Below are 18107 nucleotides of genomic sequence, written 5' to 3' on the forward strand. Positions count from 1 at the left end.
TTTCTGCAAGAAGAACCTTTCATGAATACCAACGTACCAAGTTTTGGTCGGCGTCAGTTTCTCAAAATTCTTGGTGCTGGGGCAGCTGCGCTGTCAGCGACCGCGATGGGACTTTCGACAGCCGCCGCTCAAGTTCCCGCCGCCGTCCGGCCCTACAAACTCCTTCGATCCAAAGAGACACGCAACAACTGTACATACTGTTCAGTGGGCTGCGGCATCCTCATGTATTCCATGGGCGATGGCTCCAAAAACGCGAAACCGCGCATCTTCCATATTGAAGGCGACCCGGACCATCCGGTCAGCCGTGGCTCGCTCTGTCCCAAAGGCGCTGGCCTGCTGGACATGATTCACTCCAAGAATCGCCTGCTGCACCCCGAATACCGAGCCCCGGGCTCCAAAGAATGGGTCAAGATCAGTTGGAGCGAAGCCACCAAGCGCATCGCCCGTTTGCTCAAAGATGACCGTGACGCCAACTTCATTGCCAAGAACGAAAAAGGCCAGGTGGTGAACCGCTGGCTATCCTCGGGCTTTCTGGCTTCCTCGGCCGCGTCCAACGAAACCGGCCTGCTGGACTTCAAATTTACCCGTGCCTTAGGCATGCTGGGTATCGACTGTCAGGCGCGACTCTGTCACGCCCCGACCGTGTCAGCCCTGGCCCCCAGCTTTGGGCGCGGTGCCATGACCAACCACTGGGTGGACATCAAGAACGCCAACGTGGTGATTGTGATGGGCGGCAACCCTGCCGAAGCCCATCCGGTCGGCTTCAAATGGGTGATTGAGGCCAAAATCAAGAACAAGGCCAAGGTCATTGTGGTGGACCCACGCTTTAACCGTACAGCCGCTGTTGCCGATATCTTCTCGCCCATCCGCGCCGGCTCGGACACCGCCTTTTTGATGGGCATGGTGCGCTGGCTGCTGGAGAACGACAAGATTCAGCACGAGTACGTGCGCGCCTACACCAATGCCTGCCTGATTGTGCGTGACGACTTCGCCTTTGACGAAGGCATGTTCTCCGGCTTCGATCCGAAAACCAAGATCTACGACAAGTCCTCCTGGACCTACGCGCTAGACGAGAACGGCGAAGTGATGCGCGACAACAGCATGACGCATCCACGCTCCGTGCTGCAGTTGTTAAAAGCGCACGTGGACCGCTACACGCCCGAAGTCGTGGAAAACATTACCGGCGTCAAACAGGCCGACTTCCTGCAGATTGCCGAGGTTATTGGCTCCTGTTCGGCCAAGAACAAAACGCTGACCTGGCTATATGCGCTGGGCTGGACGCACCATACCGGGGGCGCACAGATCATTCGTGGCGCCGCCATGATTCAGCTCTTGCTAGGCAATATCGGCATGGCCGGGGGCGGCGTGAACGCCTTGCGCGGTCACTCCAATATCCAGGGCTATACCGACCTGGGTCTGCTGTCCTTGCGCTTGCCAGGTTATATGAACCTGCCCTCGGACAATCAGCAGACACTGGCACAGTACCTGGAAGAAACCACGCCCAAAGACGTATTGCCCGGTCAGGTGAATTACTGGAAAAACACACCCAAGTTCTTCATCTCTTTGCTCAAGAACCTGTACGGCAAGCACGCCACGCCCGCTAACGATTTCGCTTTTGATCTGCTGCCCAAATGGGATCGCAGCTACGACATGCTGGCCTACTTCGACATGATGTATGAAGGCAAGGTCAACGGGTACTTCGCACAAGGTTTTAACCCGCTGGCCGCGATGCCGGACAAGAACAAGACGTCCAAGGCCCTGTCCAAGCTGAAGTTCCTGGTTATTGTGGACCCACTGGTCACCGAGACCTCGAACTTCTGGCGCAATGAAGGTCAGTTCAACGACATCAAGACAGAAGAAGTCATGACAGAGGTGTTCCGCCTGCCGTCGAACTGTTTTGCTGAAGAGGACGGTTCCATCGTGAACTCGGGCCGCTGGTTGCAATGGCACTATGCCGGCCAGCAACCTCCCGGTCTGGCCCGTCATGACCCCAACATCCTGGGCGACATCATGATGGAACTGCGTCGCCTGTACGAAGAAGAAGGCGGTGCCTGTCCCGAACAAGTCCTGAACATGACCTGGGACGCCGACACCTATCACGACCCGCATTTCCCGCATCCGGAAGAAGTGGCCAAAGAGGCCAATGGCTATGCACTGGCTGATGTTTTCGACGAGAACGGCACGCAGATTCTACGCAAGGGCCAGTTGCTGGATAGCTTTGCGCAATTGCGCGATGACGGCACGACACAAAGCTACTGCTGGGTATTTACCGGTTCCTGGACCGAGAAAGGCAACCAGATGGCTAATCGGGACAACACCGATACGGGCTTGGGCAACACCCCTGGCTGGGCATGGGCCTGGCCTGCCAACCGACGCATTTTGTACAACCGCGCCTCCATGGATGAAATGGGCAGACCCTGGGATGAGCATCGCCAGATTTTGCATTGGGACGGCCAGCAATGGACCGGGGCGGATGTTCCGGACTTCCCAGCCAACCTGCCTCCTGGTAGCCCAGCAGCGCCTTTCATTATGCTGCCCGAAGGGCTGGGCCGCTTGTTCTCGGAAAAAGGCATTAATGACGGCCCCTTCCCCGAACACTACGAGCCGGTAGAAAGCCCCATTGCGAAAAACCCGCTACACGAAAACGTAACGCATAACCCGACCGCACGGATTCTTTCCAATGACGCCGAGCGCATGGGCAATCGTCACGATTACCCGTATGTAGCCACCACCTACTCCATTACCGAATTGTTCCGCCACTGGACCAAGCACTCTTATCTGAATGCCATGTTGCAGCCTGAACAGTTCGTGGAAATTGGCGAACAACTGGCGGCTGAAAAAGACATCCGCCACGGCGACACCGTCAAAGTCACAACCAAGCGCGGTTACATCACCGCCAAGGCGGTGGTGACCAAACGCATGCGCACCCTGACCGTTGCCGGCCAGCAGGTGCAGCAAATTGGTATCCCCTGCCACTGGGGCTTTGAAGGTGAAACCCGCAAGGGTTTTCTGGCCAATACGCTGTCCCCCGGCGTTGGCGATGCCAATACGCAAACACCGGAGTTCAAAGCCTTTCTGGTCAATGTCGAGAAAATGAAGGGAGCCACGGCATGAATTCGCAAAACATAGTACGCCGTTCGGCCACCAACTCGGTCACACCAGCCCCACAGGTGCGTGATCACCAGATGGAAGTGGCCAAGCTGATTGACGTGTCCATCTGCATTGGCTGCAAAGCTTGCCAGGTCGCCTGCAATGAATGGAACGATTTGCGCGGCCAGGTGGAAGAAAACGTCGGCGTGTACGACAACCCCAGCGACCTGAGCCCCGACAGTTGGACCTTGATGCGCTTTACCGAGCACGAGGACGAAGCAGGCAAGCTGGAATGGCTGATCCGCAAGGACGGCTGCATGCACTGCGAAGACCCCGGCTGTCTGAAAGCCTGCCCGGTTCCCGGCGCGATTGTTCAATATGCCAATGGCATTGTGGATTTTCAGTCCGACCTGTGTGTGGGCTGCGGTTATTGCGTGGCCGGCTGTCCTTTCGATGTGCCCCGTATTTCCAAGAAAGACCATAAAGCCTACAAGTGCACCCTGTGTTCGGACCGCGTTACCGTGGGCCAGGCCCCTGCTTGCGCCAAAACCTGCCCGACCGGCGCCATTGCGTTTGGCTCAAAACAGGAAATGAAGGATCTGGCCCTGAGTCGTATTGAGGACTTGAACGAGCGCGGCTATGAAAACGCCGGTCTGTACGATCCTCAAGGTGTTGGTGGCACCCATGTCATGTACGTGCTGCAACACGCGGACGATCCGCAGCGCTACGCGGGCCTGCCCAAAGACCCGCAGATCAGCGCTGTGGTGGATGGCTGGAAAGACGTACTCAAACCTGCTGCTGCCGTAGCTGGTGCGGTGGCGGTGGCCGGTATGGCAGCCCACTTCATCGGTGTGGGCCCCAACAGCGTGGACGAGGACGAAGAACACGAGCACGACAAGGCAACGCAAGGAGACGATCATGAACAAGAAAAGTAATCTTGTGCTGCGCACCCCATTCCGTGAGCGGCTATGTCATTGGGCCGTTGTGCTCTGCTTTTTCCTGGCTGCCACCTCGGGGCTATCCTGGTTCTACCCCTCTTTTTCCTGGTTAAGTTCCTTTCTGGGCACCCCGCAATTGGCACGCGTTCTGCATCCCTTTTTAGGGATCGCAGTTTTCGTTGGCCTTGGCTATATGTTCACCCGCTTCGTAAAGTACAACCTGCCCGCCAAAACCGATCTGATCTGGTTTCGTAACGTCAAAGGCGTGATCCTGAACAACGCCAAGCAGCCATTGAAAATCGGCAAATACAATGCCGGTCAAAAAGTACTGTTCTGGCTGATCATGCTGTCTATCGTCACGCTGCTGGTATCGGGCCTGATCATGTGGCGCGCGTACTTTGCCGAGTTCTTCTCCATTCCCGTTCTGCGTCTGGCCATCCTGATCCACTCCGTGGCTGGGATTGGGCTGATCTTGCTGATTCTGGGCCATATTTATCTGGCGATCTGGGTGCGCGGCTCCATCACCGGCATGGTGACAGGCTATGTTTCCAAAGCTTGGATACGCCATCATCACGATCGCTGGCATGAAGAGCTGCAAGCGACCAAGAAAGACGTGAAGGAAGGCAAGGCATGAACGAAGTTCCTGTCCGTCGTTCCGTTCCATCGGAAGAGTCCACCCGGCACTTTGACCCCATCCTGCGGCCTGAATTGCATGAGCTGTACACCGCCCGCGCGGCCCGTTTGCGCGAACTGGCTGCAGGCCATGAGCTGGAGGCCTATCTGCTTTTGGCCGCCGATGTCGCTCAGGCTCAGGCTCAGGCTCAGGCTCAGGCTCAGGCTCAGGCTCAGGCTCAGGCTCAGGCAACAGTTTCACCTGAAAGCCGTTCCAATGCCGTGGCCGTTGATCCTGTAGAGATCGCTCGCCAAGGTACATGGGTAACGCATCTGGATACCATGCTGGACCAGCTTATCCCTGGTGCTTCACCAGCAATTACCCCACATCTGGATGCCCTGCGCGCCATGAGCACCCAGGCGCGTCTGGATGCAGGTCTGGCCCTGGCCCAACACCAGTTCCATTCCGTATCCCAGGCCCTGGCTCCTTTTTTGTGGGCGGCTTTTTCTCTGGACGTGGCTTTGGCAGCACGGACAGTGCCTTTGCCTGTGGCCAGCAGTGAAGAGTCCCCCAGTTGCCCGGTTTGTGGCAGTGCCCCTGTCGCCAGCCTGATCTATAAGGGCACCCGACAAGGTCTGCGCTATTTGCACTGCTCCTTGTGCGAGAGCCAATGGCATATGGTTCGCGCCAAATGCACCAACTGCGCCGATGCGGGTAATCTGGACTACCTGAGCTTCGACTCCACCGAAGCCGTGGTGCGTGCGGAAAGCTGCGGTCACTGCCACAGCTATCTGAAGGTGATCTCACAGGAACGCGAACCCAATGCAGAAAGTGTCGCGGATGACTTGGCGACGCTGGTACTGGATGATGCAGCAAGCGCAGAAGGTTATGGCCGCACCGGCCTGAACCCCTTTGCATTGCCTGATCAAGCCCTGTAAAGAAAAGCCCGGATTGGCAGCATGCGGATCCGGGCTTTTTTTTCACACCTGTTTCACTACCCGCTTCAATCTCTGCACCAGGCACACTCTGTGCTCTGCGCTTCTCGCTGCATGATCAAAAGCAGTCGACAACCCCCTATTACAGACAGGCAAACTCTTCATCGCCCACAATGAGCAATGAACGATTGATCATTCGCCCCTCATCATAGAGATACGATTTGTTGTCCGGGTATTGGTTTTCTGAGATATCACAGGCCCTATAATCAAGAATGATTCCTGTTTAGCTTTCTGCAATCTGACCTTGATGAAAACCTCCTTACCCCGCTTTCTGCTCAGTGCCGCCACGCTCTGCCTGGCCTGCACGCTGCCCGCCCAAGCCCAACAAACTACCCGCCCCTGGAACGAATCAGTGGGCCCCACCATCGTGGATCAGCAACAAAGCCTATACCGCTTCGAGACGCTGATCATGTCCTCGGAAGACGGCAAGCGGCACTACAAAATACAGATAGGCACCCCGAACCGCCCCGCTCCCGCACGCGGTCATCCGGTGATTTATATGGTCGATGGCAATGCCGCCATGGCCAGTATTGATGTGGACGACCTGAAAGCCATCAGCAGCCTGTCTGCGCCGGTACTGGTCGCCATTGGCTACGACACTGAAGCGCGTCACGATGTGATTGCCCGCTCCTTCGACTACACGCCTCCGGTCACGGAAAACGGCGTCAGCAAGCCGGTGGAAGTACGGGGTCGTTTAGGGGGCGGCGCCGATATTTTTCTGGACTATATAGAAACGCACATCAAGCCTGCAGTAGAAGCGCGCGAGCCTATTGATCGCTCCCGCCAGACGCTGTGGGGCCACTCTTATGGTGGCCTGTTTACCTTGCATACCCTGTTTACCCACCCTGATCTGTACCAGCGGTACGTGGCGGGCGATCCTTCCCTGTGGTGGTACGACGGAATTCTGGTCAAGACGGCTCAGGCCTTTGATACAAGGCGGGCCAAGGACAAGCAGATCGCCATCATGGTCGGCGGACAGCGCCGCAGTACATCCATGAGCAATGCTGCGGCACAATGGTCCACACAGGATATGGCCAAGCATTTGCAAGAGGCCGGGCTGAACGTCAGCTACGAGAACTTCAGCGAGCTGAACCACGGGCAGATGCTGGCCGCCTCCTTGAAACCCGCCCTGCGAATTGCGGCCCAACCGTGATGCCTTCGAACCGAAAGCATCACCACTGAGCACCACATCAGTGCCCTGCCCTCAAGGGCGCTGAGCCGCCCCCACAAAGCCGCCATCGGGCAAGGTCAATACATTGAAAGGCGCCGGTTCAACCTCCGGCCCCTTGGTATGAATGCCATCAATAATGGCGCCTTGTTGCGGCGCTGTGCGCGATAGGGATCGCTCCCTATAGTTGCTGGCACAGGTACTTGATTTCCAGGTACTCGTCGAGACCGTAGCGTGAACCTTCGCGGCCCAGGCCAGATTGTTTGATGCCCCCAAATGGGGCTACTTCGTTAGAGATCAGACCGGTGTTTACACCAACCATGCCGTACTCCAAGGCCTCACCCATCCGCCAGACTCGCGCGTTGTCCCGGGTGAACAGGTAGGCGGCCAAGCCATATTCGGTATCGTTGGCCATGGCAATGGCCTGTTCTTCAGTGTCAAAGCGGAACAATGGAGCCACTGGGCCGAATAACTCTTCACGGGCCACACGCATGGCTGAGCTCGCCTCCCCCAAGACCGTGGGCAAGAAGTAGGTCCCGCCTAAGGGGTGGGGTTTACCGCCTAGCAGAACACGGGCCCCGTGTTCAAGGGCATCCTCAATCAGCTCACTCAGATGATCGACGGCTTTTTGCTCGATTAATGGGCCTTGTTCTACCCCCTCATCCATCCCGTTGCCCACTTTCAGAGTGGCAACACGTTCGCTTAAGCCTTTGGCAAAACGATCATAAATGCCGTCCTGCACCAGAAAACGGTTAGCACATACACAAGTCTGACCACTGTTGCGGTATTTAGAGGCTATCGCTCCCTCAATGGCGGCATCCAGATCGGCATCATCAAAGACGATGAACGGCGCGTTGCCACCCAACTCTAACGACAGACGTTTGATGGTAGGAGCACATTGCGCCATCAGCAAACGACCCACTTCGGTCGAGCCGGTAAACGATAGCTTGCGCACAATGGGACTTTCCGTCAACGCAGCCCCCACCACGCTGGACGAGCCTGTGACCAGTTGGAATACACCGGCAGGAATACCCACCTGCTCGGCCAGCGCCGCCAAGGCCAGGGCGGTCAGGGGAGTCAGGCTGGCGGGACGCACAATAATGCTGCAACCCGCAGCCAAAGCAGGCGCTACCTTGCGAGTAATCATGGCCGCAGGGAAGTTCCAGGGAGTAATGGCCGCACACACACCCACAGGCTGCTTGACCACCACAATGCGTTTGTCCGACTGGGGGTGCCCCATCACATCGCCGTATACGCGCTTGGCTTCTTCGCTGAACCACTCTACAAAGGAGGCGGCGTACAGCACTTCACCGCGCGCCTCCGCCCAGGGCTTGCCCTGCTCCAGGGTCATGATGGTGGCCAGGTCATCTGCATTGGCAACCATGGCGTCGAACCAGGCGCGCAACAACTTGGCACGTTCGTGCCCACTGCGTGCCTGCCATTCGCGCTGAGCCACTTCAGCATCGCTGATGACCATTTCAACTTCTGCTTTAGCCAGGCTGGCGACATTGGCCAGGCACTGGCCCGTAGCAGGGTTCAGAACGGCAAAGGTATTGCCATCCGCTGCGCTGACCCAACCCCGAGCCGTCCAGGACTGATCGTTAGCCAGGCGGGGATTGTTCAGTTTATGAATCAATGATGCCGCTATAGTGTTCATTATGGTCGACCTATTTCTAAAATGATGAACCCGATCAAAAACATCAAGGTCAAACAATCGGAGCCTCAAAGAACTGAGGCTCCAGTTTACCTACAGAACATCCATATCGCTTAGGCCATCGTCATCAGGCTTGCATTCCCTCCAGCAGCAGCCGTATTAACGCTCAAGACTCGCTCCTGAACCAGTCGCTCCAACGCAATCGCATGGTCTCCTGGAGCTAATGCCGTAATACTGACAATCATTCCCTCTCGGGCCGCGATCCGTTGCTGCCAACGTTGCAATGAACTGGCCTGTCCGTGATGCAGCATGGCATCAATGTAGCAGCGCTCCAGATCATCAGACAGCGTAATGGCCGAACGCAGCAAGGCGGGCAAACGGGCATGTAGTCTCTGTGCCTGCTCATCATGCGCATCCCATACCATCTGACTGCCAACAGCCAACACGGCGCACAATTGCGCGATACGATCGCGCTCATTATCTGCCACGCCCAGCACGGCCTGACGAGGCACTAAGCGATAGGTATTGGACTCCCCCGTTGGCCCACGCAGCTCAAAGCGTTGGTTACTGAAAAACGTCATCGGAGTACGCGTTGGAGCCAGTTCCGGATGCTGATCCAACCAATTGGCCAAGGCTTGTCGCGCAGACTCCTGTGGGTTCCCTAAGAGCTGGCCTGCCCCGTCTGTGCCGAAAGGCTGACTGAGCGCCTGTTCAGGCCGCTCAGCCAATAAGCGATACAGGTACAAAGGTCCACCTGCTTTGGGCCCTGTTCCCGACAAACCCTCTCCACCAAACGGCTGTACTCCCACGACCGCCCCCACCGTATTGCGATTGACATACATATTCCCCACATGGCTGCGCGCCACAACATAGTCAATCGTTTCATCAATACGGGTATGCAAACCCATGGTCAGACCATAGCCCTTGGCCCGGATCTGCTCCAGCACTGCATCCAGTTGATCACGGCGATAACGCAGCAAGTGCAGTACCGGGCCAAATACCTCTTGCGTCAAATCGGACAGATCAGGCAGCTCAATCAAGGTCGGCGCAATAAAGGTGCCGTTAGCCGTTGTCAGCGTGCGGGCGGCCTCACCGCCCAGACTCAACTGATGGACGACATGACCCTTGGCACGCATTTTTGCAATATGCCGCTCAATCCCCTCTTGAGCCCGTTGATCAATCACCGGACCAATATCATTCGCCCACTCAATAGGATTGCCTACCCGCAATTGAGCCATCGCGCCCTGCAGCATGGTGATCAAACGATCTGCCGCTTCTTCTTGGACAAATAAAACCCGCAAAGCCGAACAACGCTGCCCGGCGCTATCGAAAGCCGATACGATCACATCCTGCACAACCTGCTCAGTCAATGCAGACGAATCGACAATCATGGCATTTTGACCACCTGTCTCCGCAATCAGAGGCACCGGTCCCCCATGCCGACCGATACGTTGGGCAACCGTCGCCTGCAAACCACGAGCCACTTCGGTTGAGCCAGTAAACATGACGCCTTGCACACGATCATCCGAAGTCAGCTGTGGCCCCACCACACTGCCCCGGCCAATCACCAGTTGCACAGCCTGGCGCGGCACACCCGCGTCCCACAAGATACGAACCGCTTGGGCGGCAATCAAGGAGGTCTGCTCCGCCGGCTTGGCCAACACCGTATTGCCCGCCGCCAGAGCAGCAGCCACCTGACCCGTGAAAATCGCCAAGGGGAAGTTCCAGGGGCTGATACACACTATTGGCCCTAGCGGTCGATGGCTGTGATTGGAAAACTGGACCTGTACTTGCTGGGCGTAATAACGCAGAAAATCCACCGCTTCACGGACCTCGGCAATCGCATTGGCATAGGTTTTACCCGCCTCGCGCACCAGTATTCCCATCAGAGGCTGCATGTGCGCCTCCATGCCATCAGCAGCCCGCAGCAACATTGCCGCACGCTCGGCAGGCTCGACCGTAGCCCATTGAGGAAAATACTGACTGGCCGTCTGCAAGGCCAATTCCACCTGCTGCGCTGTCGCACTGTATACCTGACCGAGCTGATCACGATGATCCGCTGGATTTACGATCGCCGTCACAACAGCTGCGGCCACATCATCATGCGGCGTCTCCATGCCCAACATGGCTTGCACCTGCATAGACGTGCTCGCTTCCTGCTGCAAGGTTTGCGAAAGCGTCTTTAACTGTTGCTCATCGGCTAGATTCAGTCCCCATGAGTTGGGGCGAGATGCACCATACAAATCGCGTGGCAAGGCAATGCCAGCATGCGGCAAGCCAAGCTGCCCCTCTTGCGCGGCCATTTGCTCGACCTGCAACACAGGATCACGCACCAGTTCGCCCAGCGCGATGCTCTCGTCCGCTACCTGATTCACAAACGACGTATTGGCCCCATTTTCCAGTAAGCGCCGCACCAGATACGCCAACAAAGTCTCATGCGTACCAACGGGTGCATAAATGCGGCAAGGTCGCCCCAACTTGCCTTGCTCGGGGTGGCCCACCACCTGCTCGTACAAGGGTTCCCCCATCCCGTGCAAGCACTGGAACTCATACTGTCCCGAATGATACTGATCAGGCCCAGCCAACTCATAAATGCTAGCCAGTGTCTGAGCATTATGAGTGGCAAACTGGGGATAGATTTGCTCTGGGGCGGCCAGCAGTTTGCGTGCGCACGCGACATACGACAGATCGGTGTAGGGCTTACGCGTATAGACCGGATAACCTTCCAGGCCGTCTAACTGCGCCCGTTTGATTTCACTGTCCCAATACGCACCTTTGACCAGACGAACCATCAAACGCTGATTACTGCGACGGGCCAGATCAATGACATAGTCAATGACATACGGGCATCGCTTTTGGTAGGCCTGGATCACAAAGCCAATTCCTTTCCAGCCCCGCAAGTCTGGCTCGAAACAAAGCCGCTCCAACAGGTCCAGGGAAATCTCCAGGCGATCGGCCTCCTCCGCGTCGATATTCAGACCAATATCGTAGTGACATGCCAGACGGGCCAGCTTTAACACCAAGGGATACAACTCTTCGTGCACCCGGTCAATCTGGGCACGGCTGTAACGCGGATGCAAGGCAGATAACTTGATGGAAATCCCTGGGCCGTCATAAACGCCACGGCCATTAGAGGCCTTGCCAATGGCATGAATAGCCTGCTCGTAATCTTGCAGATAGCGTTGGGCATCGGCCGCCGTCAATGCCGCCTCGCCGAGCATGTCATAGGAATAACGAAAGCCTTTGGCCTCTAAGGAGCCTGCGTGTTGCAAGGCTGCCTGGATGGTTTCACCCGTCACAAACTGCTCGCCCATCATGCGCATTGCCATATCCACCCCTTTGCGAATCAGGGGTTCACCACCTTTGGCGATCAGGCGCCCCAGCGAGGCCGACATTCCAGTTTCGCTATAGGTGGATACCAGTTTGCCCGTCACCATCAAGCCCCACGCGGCGGCGTTGACAAAGATGGGCGTGCCTTTCTTGCCGACGTGTTGACGCCAATTGCCATGACTGATCTTGTCACGAATCAAGGCATCGCGTGTTGCCGTATCAGGGATACGCAGCAAGGCCTCGGCCAGACACATCAGAGCAATGCCTTCCTGGGACGACAAGGAAAACTCCTGTAAGAGGCCCTGCACCAGTCCCGACTTGCCGGTGGCGGTTTTACGCTGTCGCAACGCTCCGGCAACCCGCAGTGCCAAAGCCTGCGCCCGGGTCGCCATCTCACCCGGTAAACGAGCCTGCTCCAACAGACTGGGCACAAGCTCGGTTTCTGGACGCAGCCAGGCCCGGGTAATGGCTTGCCGCAACGTGGATTGCTCCAACCAAGGCGTCAAAGCGGCAAAGGAGTGGACTGCTGCACGAACTGGCGACGCGCACGCACCTTGTTGTAGGACCATGAACTACCCCTGCAATAAATACGAAAGACAGATTGATGACAAATTTTTCGCTATTATTAAGGAATAAATGTAAAATTTCTCACTATATTCACACCGATCTATAGTGAAAAATAAATCATGAAAGACCAAGAGCACCAACTTGACAAGCAAGACCTGAAAATTCTGGACTTGCTCCAGCAAGACGGACGTATTGCCAACACAAAACTGGCCGAAGCCGTTGCCCTGTCTCCAACGGCAGCTCTGGCTCGGGTGCAACGTCTGACACGAGAAGGCTATATCCTGGGCTACGAGGCCCGGCTCAATCCGGCCAAACTCAAGGCAGGGATGTTGGTGTTTGTTGAAGTATTGTTAGACCGCACCACGCCCAACGTATTTGAAGAGTTCAAGCTGGCGCTGCAGGATCGACGCGAGGTCATGGAGTGCCATATGGTGGCTGGTGGCTTTGACTACCTGCTCAAAACCCGCCACGAAGATATGAGCGCGTACCGGGACTTTGCCGGTCGCGTGCTGTGGAAACTACCCGGTATCCGAGAAACCCGCACCTTTGCCGTCATGGAAGAGGTCAAAAGCTCCATGGCCCTGGATTTAAGCCGGATTTGGTAACTGAGATAGTTCTTTAAGGGCGCCGTCTGCGCCCGTCTTACCGTCGAGCCAAGCCGTCCTGCGCGATGCCAAGCGCAACGCTGAGGCGGCCCGACCTTGCCATTGTTACCTGCTGATCGGCCAGCGAGTCACTCACCCAAGGAGGGGTGTGAACTTACCCACAACACGGTGGCGTCCTGCTCGCCACCGGAAATACAGGCATGTCCCATCGCGCTGTCAAAGTAACAGGAGTCTCCACTTTCCAGCTCCAGAGGCGCATAAAAATCCGTGTGTATCACCACCGTCCCTGTCAACACATAGATGAACTCCTCGCCATCATGCCGCAACAAGGTCTTAAAGGCCTTGGAGTCATGCGCCTTGATCGTCGTTACCAAGGGGATAAATTGCTTATCTGCAAGATCGCTATGCAAAATTTCATAACTGTACTGACGCGTATCGTGCACCACCCCTTCCCCCCGTCGAGACACGCTGCGTCTACCTAGGGGCGTGGGTTTGGAAGTGTGGCCAAACAGCTCGCCCACATGCACATCTAATCCTTGGGCCAGGGCAGCGATTTTTTCGTACGTCGGAGAGAGCTGCCCATTTTCAATCTTGGATAAGGCCGAGGCAGAAATCCCCGATCGCTCACTTAATTGTTGCAGGGTCAATTTGGCCTGACGGCGTAATTGATTCAGTTTGACGGCCAATACATTGACGGGATCATCAGGGGGGGTCATGGCAGTTTTTAAGGCTTCCTGTATGCACTACCTATGGAAAACCCTTAAAGAGGATTTTCCGATATGGCAATATTATTTCGTATAAGAAATATTTTTCTCAAAATTACAGGCATGCGCCTGTACGTTGATGGTAGATCACATGCAAATCCTGGATCAAGCTCAAACTGAGCACTCCATGCCTTTCGATCGTCTTTTTGATGCGATCGAATCCATGTTCATTGAAGGCTGCAACGTGCCTTTACGGCATAACCACGCCATTGAAAACGCCGGTCACGCAACCGGCACCCTGCTGCTGATGCCCGCCTGGCAAGCCGGTAAACATCTGGGCCTGAAAACCGTGTCCATTTTCCCGGACAATAACACTCAGGGCCTGCCTGGCCTGCACTCAACCTATACCCTGTTTGATGCGACTACAGGCAAACCACTGGCGGCCTTGAACGGCGATGTCATCACCTCCCGTCGTACCGCTGCCGCCTCGGCCCTGGCTGCACGCTGGCTCAGCCGCCCAGACTCGCAAACACTGCTGGTCGTTGGCGCAGGTCGGATTGCCAGCCTGCTGGCCGATGCCTATCGCACCGTCCGCCCCATCCGCACGGTCTTGGTCTGGGATCGGAATGCCGACAATGCTCTCGCCTTGGTCGAACGGCTAAACCGCGATGGCTTTGACGCTCATCATGTGCGTGAGCTGGAAAGCGCTGCACGACAAGCTGACATCATTACCTGCGCCACCCTGGCCACCGAACCGCTGATTAAAGGCGAATGGCTGCAAGCTGGCACTCACCTGGATCTGATCGGTAGCTTCATGCCCACCATGCGCGAGAGCGATGATGCCTGCTTTACACGCGCCACCGTTTTTGTTGATACCGATGAAGCAGCGATGAAATCGGGCGACATTCTGGAACCCATCAAATCCGGAAAATTCGATCCGGCTGACATTACCGCCACGCTGGAAGATCTGTGTCAGGGCCGACACCCTGGCCGCCAGAGTGCCGACGAAATCACACTGTTCAAAGCCGTTGGCACAGCCTTGGAAGACCTGGCTGCCGCGACACTGGCTTATGACCTTTGGCAAGAACAATCCTCTACTTTTACACCGGGCTGATTGGCTCAACGCGAACCAATAACAAGGAAACCCCTCATGACGGCAAACGTCACCCCTCCCGCACAACGTGCCTCCGCCAAGCGCGTTCTTCTGGCTAGCCTGACAGGCAGTTCTATTGAATGGTTTGATTATTTTCTGTACGGCACAACCGCCGCACTCGTTTTTAACAAGCTGTTTTTCCCTACCTTCGACCCTGTCGTCGGTTTAATGCTGGCCTACCTCTCCTTTGCCCTGACCTTCTTCATTCGTCCCTTGGGCGGTTTGATCTTTGCCCATATTGGGGACCGAATCGGACGCAAGAAAACCCTGGTCATCACCTTATCCATGATGGGCGGGGCTACCGTTCTGATTGGACTGCTGCCTGGCTACGATACCATCGGCGTCTGGGCCCCCATTTTGCTGGTGCTGCTGCGTCTGATTCAAGGTTTGGGGATTGGTGGAGAATGGGGCGGAGCCTTGTTACTGGCCTATGAGTATGCGGCGCCGAACCGACGCGGGCTGTTTGGTAGCGTTCCGCAGATGGGAGTGACCATTGGCATGCTGCTGGCCACCTTGGCCATGACCTTGATGAGCCTGCTGCCCGATGAGCAGTTCATGAGCTGGGGCTGGCGCATCCCCTTCCTGGCAAGCGCCGGACTGGTTTTTCTTGGCCTATGGGTACGTAATGGCATTGATGAAACACCGGACTTTCAAAAAGCCAAGCAGGAGGGTCAAGTCGCCAAAATGCCATTGGTTGAAACCTTGCGAGACCATTGGCGTGAAGTGCTGATCGCCATCGGTGCCAAGATTGTGGAAACGGCGCCATTTTATTTGTTCTCGACCTTTGTAGTCAGCTACGCCACCAGCAGCACATTGCAGTACGAACGTTTTGATGTTCTTAACGCGGTGACCGTCGCCACGCTGGTCACCACCTTCTGCATTCCACTGATGGGACTGCTGTCTGACTATATCGGCCGCGTCAAAGTATTTATTGCTGGGGCAGTAGCCATGGCCTTGTTTGCCGTCCCTTACTTCCTGCTGCTTGACCAACGTTCTACCACATCCCTGATGATTGCTACGGTTGTTGCCCTGGGCCTGATCTGGGCACCGATTACCGCCGTGCTGGGCACCATGTTTTCGGAGATTTTCGCCACACGTGTCCGCTATACCGGCATTACCCTGGGTTATCAAATCGGTGCCGCCTTGGCCGGTGGGACAGCACCACTGATCGCAACATGGCTCATGAGTCGTTACGACGGCTCCTGGGTGCCTGTCGCGGTCTACATTATCGTTGCCGCGCTCATCTCGATTGCTGCCGTGTCAGCCGTACGAGTCCGCAAACCAGAATAAGCCAACAACAAGCGGGTTCGCCACGCTTTCCCAGACCGCCGATAAACCCCAGGTTCGATAACTTGGGGTTTATTTTTTTGTGCGCCAAGCCAAGCAATCAGACCGTCGATCACAGCAGCGTGATCTGCTCCTGGCAGACTCACCTGCGCTGGGCTGCAGATGCCACACAGTGATCCGAGCAACAACATTAAGATGCCGCACACCAAGCGATACCGGTAAACTGTCGCTAAATCCTTTATTTTGCAGTTCTTTTTGATGTCACCCATCGTGCCCCATACCTCTTTCAGTACCCTTCCCCTTTTGCCCGCCTTGCTTGAAACCCTGGATAGCCTGGGTTTTGAAAAAATGACGGCCATTCAGGAACAGAGCCTGCCGCTGATTCTGCAAGGCCGCGACCTGATTGCCCAAGCCAAGACCGGCAGCGGCAAAACCGCCGCATTTGGCCTGGGTCTGTTGCAAACCCTCAACCCCAGCAAACTGACGCCACAAGCCCTGGTAATCTGCCCCACGCGCGAACTGGCCGATCAGGTCACGACCGAACTGCGTCGTCTGGCCCGCCAGATTCCTAACGTGCGTATGCTGACGCTGTGCGGTGGGGTTCCCTCGCGCCCGCAAACAGAAGCCTTGCGCAACGGTGCTCACGTAGTGGTGGGCACACCGGGCCGCATCCAGGACCACCTAGAGCGCGGCAACCTGGACTTGTCCGCCCTGAAAACCCTGGTACTGGACGAAGCCGACCGTATGGTGGACATGGGCTTTCACGATGACATCGTGGCCATTGCCTCGCACTGCCCGCCCCGTCGTCAAACCCTGCTGTTCTCGGCCACCTACCCGGAAAACATTCGCAAGCTCAGCGCCCGCTTTCTGCATAACCCCGCCGAAGTCAAAGTGGAAGCCCTGCACGATGCCAGCCAGATCGAACAGATTTTTTACGAAGTTCACCCCGAGCAGCGTTTGTCTGCTGTGGTGACCCTGCTGGAGCATTTCCGCCCCTGCTCGACCCTGGTTTTCTGCAACACCAAGATGCGTTGCCAGGAAGTCGTCGAAGAGCTGCAATCCGAAGGTATCCAGGCTCTGGCCTTGACCGGTGATCTTGAGCAGCGTGATCGCGACGAAATTCTGGTGCAGTTCTCCAACCAGAGCTGCGCTGTGCTGGTCGCCACCGACGTGGCCTCGCGCGGTCTGGATATTCAGAATCTGGGGGCTGTCATCAACGTAGACGTCACCAAAGACAGCGAAGTGCATATCCACCGCATTGGCCGTGTTGGCCGTGGTGATCAAAAAGGCCTGGCCTTGAATCTGGTCTCGCGCAACGAGCTGCGCTGGGTCAAGCTGATTGAAGACTTCCAGGGCCGTGAAGTGAAATGGGGCAATCTGAAAGCCTTGCGATCTCAATCAAAAGAACCCTTGCGCGCACCCATGATGACACTGGAAATTCAGGGTGGCAAAAAAGACAAGCTGCGCCCCGGCGACCTGCTCGGTGCCTTGACGCGTGATGTCGGTCTGAAAGGGGATCAGGTCGGCAAGATTGCCATTACCGACGCCCGCTCCTACGTGGCCCTGGATCGTGGAATTGCCCGTCAATTCTTTGACCGTATTTCCAACGCCAACATCAAAGGTCGCCGCTTCCGTATGCGCTTTGTGGAAGACAAATGAATACCAAGTAGTAATTGACTGACTGTATCCTGTTTTATACAATCAATCCATAAAGACTATCCACACCACCGATACCTTCGATCACTGGTTTAGCGGTCTGCGCGACAAGCAGGCCGCCAGACGAATTCAGGTTCGTATTGACCGAGCAGAAGATGGCAACTTTGGAGACTGTGAATCGGTCGGCGAAGGAGTTTCCGAGATGCGTATTCACTACGGACCTGGCTACCGTGTGTACTTTGTACAACGTGAACTGGAGATCGTGATCTTATTGGCGGGTGGCAATAAATCTACCCAGAATAAAGATATTAAAACTGCGCTGGAAATCGCGCGGCAACTATAAGGGG

13 protein-coding genes are annotated in these 18107 nt (G+C 56.2%); 10 read left to right on the forward strand and 3 right to left on the reverse strand.

Annotated elements, in window-relative coordinates:
• Positions 1-21: 21 nt before the first annotated feature.
• The 5 genes from fdnG to AC6I6N_RS07565 all read left to right on the forward strand — a co-directional run bounded on the left by fdnG (position 22) and on the right by AC6I6N_RS07565 (position 6789).
• Positions 22-3114 (forward strand): formate dehydrogenase-N subunit alpha, encoded by a 3093-nt coding sequence (fdnG, locus tag AC6I6N_RS07545; protein ID WP_108727819.1) that lies wholly within the window; start codon positions 22-24, stop codon positions 3112-3114.
• Positions 3111-4025, forward strand: coding sequence for a formate dehydrogenase subunit beta (fdxH, locus tag AC6I6N_RS07550; RefSeq protein WP_427957580.1), 915 nt, complete (start codon positions 3111-3113; stop codon positions 4023-4025). Before fdnG ends, fdxH begins: the two co-directional genes overlap by 4 nt.
• The gene (locus AC6I6N_RS07555) at positions 4009-4662 is read left to right on the forward strand and encodes a formate dehydrogenase subunit gamma (RefSeq protein ID WP_264671953.1); all 654 of its coding nucleotides are present in this window, start codon (positions 4009-4011) and stop codon (positions 4660-4662) included. The genes fdxH and AC6I6N_RS07555 overlap by 17 nt, the downstream gene beginning before the upstream one ends.
• On the forward strand, positions 4659-5579 hold the full coding sequence (fdhE, locus tag AC6I6N_RS07560; protein WP_497943360.1) for a formate dehydrogenase accessory protein FdhE: 921 nt from the start codon (positions 4659-4661) through the stop codon (positions 5577-5579). The genes AC6I6N_RS07555 and fdhE overlap by 4 nt, the downstream gene beginning before the upstream one ends.
• Positions 5580-5883: 304 nt before the next feature.
• Positions 5884-6789 (forward strand): alpha/beta hydrolase, encoded by a 906-nt coding sequence (locus tag AC6I6N_RS07565; RefSeq protein ID WP_125277679.1) that lies wholly within the window; start codon positions 5884-5886, stop codon positions 6787-6789.
• Positions 6790-6985: 196 nt separating this feature from the next.
• On the opposite strand, the gene AC6I6N_RS07570 is transcribed toward AC6I6N_RS07565, so the two are convergent.
• The gene (locus tag AC6I6N_RS07570; RefSeq protein WP_497943361.1) at positions 6986-8461 is read right to left on the reverse strand and encodes an NAD-dependent succinate-semialdehyde dehydrogenase; all 1476 of its coding nucleotides are present in this window, start codon (positions 8459-8461) and stop codon (positions 6986-6988) included.
• A gap of 110 nt (positions 8462-8571) precedes the next feature.
• A complete protein-coding gene (putA, locus tag AC6I6N_RS07575; RefSeq protein ID WP_497943362.1) occupies positions 8572-12357 on the reverse strand; it encodes a trifunctional transcriptional regulator/proline dehydrogenase/L-glutamate gamma-semialdehyde dehydrogenase in 3786 nt (1261 codons plus the stop codon).
• 117 nt (positions 12358-12474) lie between these two features.
• Between putA and AC6I6N_RS07580 the strand changes: the two genes are divergently transcribed.
• Positions 12475-12960 carry an Lrp/AsnC ligand binding domain-containing protein gene (locus AC6I6N_RS07580; protein WP_094197427.1) on the forward strand — a complete coding sequence of 162 codons (486 nt, stop codon included), beginning with the start codon at positions 12475-12477 and terminating at the stop codon, positions 12958-12960.
• Between the two features lie 128 nt (positions 12961-13088).
• Here the strand turns inward: AC6I6N_RS07580 and AC6I6N_RS07585 are convergent, their stop codons facing one another.
• Positions 13089-13676: a helix-turn-helix domain-containing protein gene (locus tag AC6I6N_RS07585; RefSeq protein ID WP_094197428.1), complete on the reverse strand. Its 588-nt coding sequence runs from the start codon at positions 13674-13676 to the stop codon at positions 13089-13091.
• 139 nt (positions 13677-13815) lie between these two features.
• On the opposite strand from AC6I6N_RS07585, the gene lhpI reads away from it, so the two are divergent.
• The 4 genes from lhpI (at position 13816) to AC6I6N_RS07605 (ending at position 18103) form a co-directional block, all read left to right on the forward strand.
• Positions 13816-14778 (forward strand): bifunctional Delta(1)-pyrroline-2-carboxylate/Delta(1)-piperideine-2-carboxylate reductase, encoded by a 963-nt coding sequence (gene lhpI, locus AC6I6N_RS07590; RefSeq protein ID WP_094198411.1) that lies wholly within the window; start codon positions 13816-13818, stop codon positions 14776-14778.
• 36 nt (positions 14779-14814) lie between these two features.
• Positions 14815-16107, forward strand: coding sequence for an MFS transporter (locus AC6I6N_RS07595; protein ID WP_094197429.1), 1293 nt, complete (start codon positions 14815-14817; stop codon positions 16105-16107).
• 255 nt (positions 16108-16362) lie between these two features.
• The gene (gene dbpA, locus AC6I6N_RS07600; protein WP_094197430.1) at positions 16363-17763 is read left to right on the forward strand and encodes an ATP-dependent RNA helicase DbpA; all 1401 of its coding nucleotides are present in this window, start codon (positions 16363-16365) and stop codon (positions 17761-17763) included.
• A gap of 58 nt (positions 17764-17821) precedes the next feature.
• Positions 17822-18103 (forward strand): type II toxin-antitoxin system RelE/ParE family toxin, encoded by a 282-nt coding sequence (locus AC6I6N_RS07605; RefSeq protein WP_497943395.1) that lies wholly within the window; start codon positions 17822-17824, stop codon positions 18101-18103.
• Positions 18104-18107: the final 4 nt, after the last annotated feature.

The sequence above is a fragment of the Alcaligenes sp. LTN-3 genome (assembly GCF_059735605.1).

Coding starts and splice junctions, on each gene's coding strand:
- fdnG (WP_108727819.1), top strand. CDS start 22: ATGAATACCAACGTACCAAGTTTTGGTCGGCGTCAGTTTCTCAAAATT.
- fdxH (WP_427957580.1), top strand. CDS start 3,111: ATGAATTCGCAAAACATAGTACGCCGTTCGGCCACCAACTCGGTCACA.
- AC6I6N_RS07555 (WP_264671953.1), top strand. CDS start 4,009: ATGAACAAGAAAAGTAATCTTGTGCTGCGCACCCCATTCCGTGAGCGG.
- fdhE (WP_497943360.1), top strand. CDS start 4,659: ATGAACGAAGTTCCTGTCCGTCGTTCCGTTCCATCGGAAGAGTCCACC.
- AC6I6N_RS07565 (WP_125277679.1), top strand. CDS start 5,884: ATGAAAACCTCCTTACCCCGCTTTCTGCTCAGTGCCGCCACGCTCTGC.
- AC6I6N_RS07570 (WP_497943361.1), bottom strand. CDS start 8,461: ATGAACACTATAGCGGCATCATTGATTCATAAACTGAACAATCCCCGC.
- putA (WP_497943362.1), bottom strand. CDS start 12,357: ATGGTCCTACAACAAGGTGCGTGCGCGTCGCCAGTTCGTGCAGCAGTC.
- AC6I6N_RS07580 (WP_094197427.1), top strand. CDS start 12,475: ATGAAAGACCAAGAGCACCAACTTGACAAGCAAGACCTGAAAATTCTG.
- AC6I6N_RS07585 (WP_094197428.1), bottom strand. CDS start 13,676: ATGACCCCCCCTGATGATCCCGTCAATGTATTGGCCGTCAAACTGAAT.
- lhpI (WP_094198411.1), top strand. CDS start 13,816: ATGCAAATCCTGGATCAAGCTCAAACTGAGCACTCCATGCCTTTCGAT.
- AC6I6N_RS07595 (WP_094197429.1), top strand. CDS start 14,815: ATGACGGCAAACGTCACCCCTCCCGCACAACGTGCCTCCGCCAAGCGC.
- dbpA (WP_094197430.1), top strand. CDS start 16,363: ATGTCACCCATCGTGCCCCATACCTCTTTCAGTACCCTTCCCCTTTTG.